Origin of the sequence: Enterobacter sp. SECR19-1250 (assembly GCF_013391025.1) — a bacterium.
In the GTDB taxonomy this organism is placed as follows: domain Bacteria; phylum Pseudomonadota; class Gammaproteobacteria; order Enterobacterales; family Enterobacteriaceae; genus Enterobacter; species Enterobacter cloacae.
Map to the genome: position 1 here is coordinate 1 of NZ_JACASJ010000232.1, position 2,183 is coordinate 2,183.

The 2,183-nt window shown below is 34.1% G+C and carries 1 protein-coding gene and 1 pseudogene; both read left to right on the forward strand.

The annotated features are described in order from the left end of the window. Positions 1-47 precede the first annotated feature (47 nt). Positions 48-740 (forward strand): annotated as a pseudogene (locus HX884_RS26170) (tyrosine-type recombinase/integrase); the annotation flags it as partial. Further along, complete coding sequence (locus tag HX884_RS26175; RefSeq protein WP_178329017.1) at positions 733-2,037, forward strand: site-specific integrase; 1,305 nt, start codon at positions 733-735, stop codon at positions 2,035-2,037. The pseudogene HX884_RS26170 and the gene HX884_RS26175, both read left to right, overlap by 8 nt. Positions 2,038-2,183: the final 146 nt, after the last annotated feature.

Sequence of the window (2,183 nt, forward strand, 5' to 3'; positions counted from 1 at the left end):
GCTCCGGATGAATATGATGATCTCATATCAGGAACTTGTTCGCACCTTCCTTAGACAAAGCACAATTAGATTCTTTATTCAGCATACTTTCGCCAGGGAGTAACTTGAACCCGTTTACGGAAAAAGTGCAACAAAGAAACAATCTAATATTCCTTCTATTACATTGCTTTGGTTTGAGAGCAGGTGAACTTTTGAATCTGCGTATTGGCGATATGGATTTTGCAGAATCAACAATCGCAATAAGAAGGAGAGCAAATGATAAAACAGATCCACGAGTTTATCAGCCATTAGTGAAGACGTGTGAGAGAAAATTAATTGCTGACACAAAACTTATATATGAAATTTCAGATTATATTTTGAATGATCGTAGGAAAGTTAAAAATGCTAATAAGCATGATTTTCTGTTTATTACCTATAAGGAAGGGAAGACCCAAGGGCAACCTCTGTCATTTTCCTCATACCATAAGATAGTGAGTGTTGTTCGTCAATCATCCTCACTTCTAAGTGGATTAACAGGTCATAAATTACGACACACATGGAATTATGAGTTCTCAAAAACAATAGACAATGCCCAAGATATATCCGATGAAAAAGAACAGCAAATCCGTTCTTATCTCATGGGATGGCGACCTGGTTCAGATACTTCAATAATTTATAATCGCAGGCATATTTTTGAGCTATCGAAAAAAACTGCACTTGAACAACAAGAGCAACTATTCAAAGGAGGATTTGATGAATAATTTAATTAAATATAACTCTGATAAAATGTCTTTGCATGAACATAAAATCGTCAGTTCGATTGAAAATAACGGAATCAATCTTACAAACTTAATATATGCTATGAACGAAAATTTGGTTTGTGGATTTGTATATACAGTACAATATTATTTTAATAGCAACAGCTATTTGTATGTGAAAAATATTGTTAGAAATATGGAGAGTCTTATCCGTAAACTATCTCCTACTCATATTGATGATAAGGTTCTAATTGAATATCAAAATAAGAAATTATCAAAAGCCCCGGCATCATTTCGCGTTTTACGACCATTTTTGATTAAATGGTTTGAGTTAGGATATCCAGGAATAGATGAAAGTGCGGTAGAGCTGTTAAAGCATTTGGACCTAAAGATAAAAAAATCTGGTCAGTCTGTGCTTCAAGATGATCCAACAGAGGGACCACTAACTAAAGAAGAACATACTTCTTTGATTAAGGCTATGAATCATGCATATAGAAAAGGTGAACTGTCACTGCCACATTATGCAATATCACTATTGATCAGCCTTACAGGTAGAAGACCTCAGCAGTTAGTTATGTTGAAATATAAAGACCTTATTCAAAAGAACTTAGATAATGGCAAAGTAGAATATGTAATTTCAGTGCCACGAGTTAAACAACGGGGTAAAGAACTACGATATCGAGAACTTGCAATAATATCAGAGGTTGCATCAATTGTTCAATTGCAAGCTAATCAATCAGTAAAACTTGTTGAGCAAGCTCTTGGAAAAACTCTTGATGATTATTCTAAACGAGAAGTTCCTATTTTCTTAAATGAGGAAAAACTCTCAGATTTATCCATAACAGGTTCAATTCTTCTGGAATATAATAAATTATATGCGAAGCCTACAATTGCTAATGTAGCATTGAAAAGTATTGTTAATAATGAGGGTGTAATATCCAACCGTACCGATTCGATACTAAATGTTACTCCTCGTAGGCTTCGTTATACAATAGCAACTATGCTGGCTAAAGATGGGCATAATGTTAATACTATAGCTGAATTATTGGATCATTCCTCTACTTCAAGTGCGGGGATTTATATTAAAAATCATGCTGACAGTGTTGAAAGGATTGATTCCGCTGTTTCAGAACAATTGTCATTTGTCGCTGATATTTTTATGAACGGAATCAAATCGAAAAAGAGTAGTCATTTCAAATTTTTTTCTTCAAGTAGATGCCAGAGTCAGGATTCAGGATTCCCTTGCAATCAATGTATATTTTTTATTCCGATTGATCGCAGTGAGGTGAATCAACTATGAATAATATTATTTTGTTCAAATCAAAAAAACATATTCTTGTAGAAGAAAACTATAATGAGTTTATAAAATTTTGTCGCTATCAACTGTCCGGACTAAGGAAGGTGCGAATAAGCAGGTCATTTCTTCCCAAGCTGACTCGCTGATTA

Bases quoted from the DNA above. Each gene is read 5' to 3' on its own strand.
- HX884_RS26175 (WP_178329017.1), top strand. From the start codon at position 733: ATGAATAATTTAATTAAATATAACTCTGATAAAATGTCTTTGCATGAA.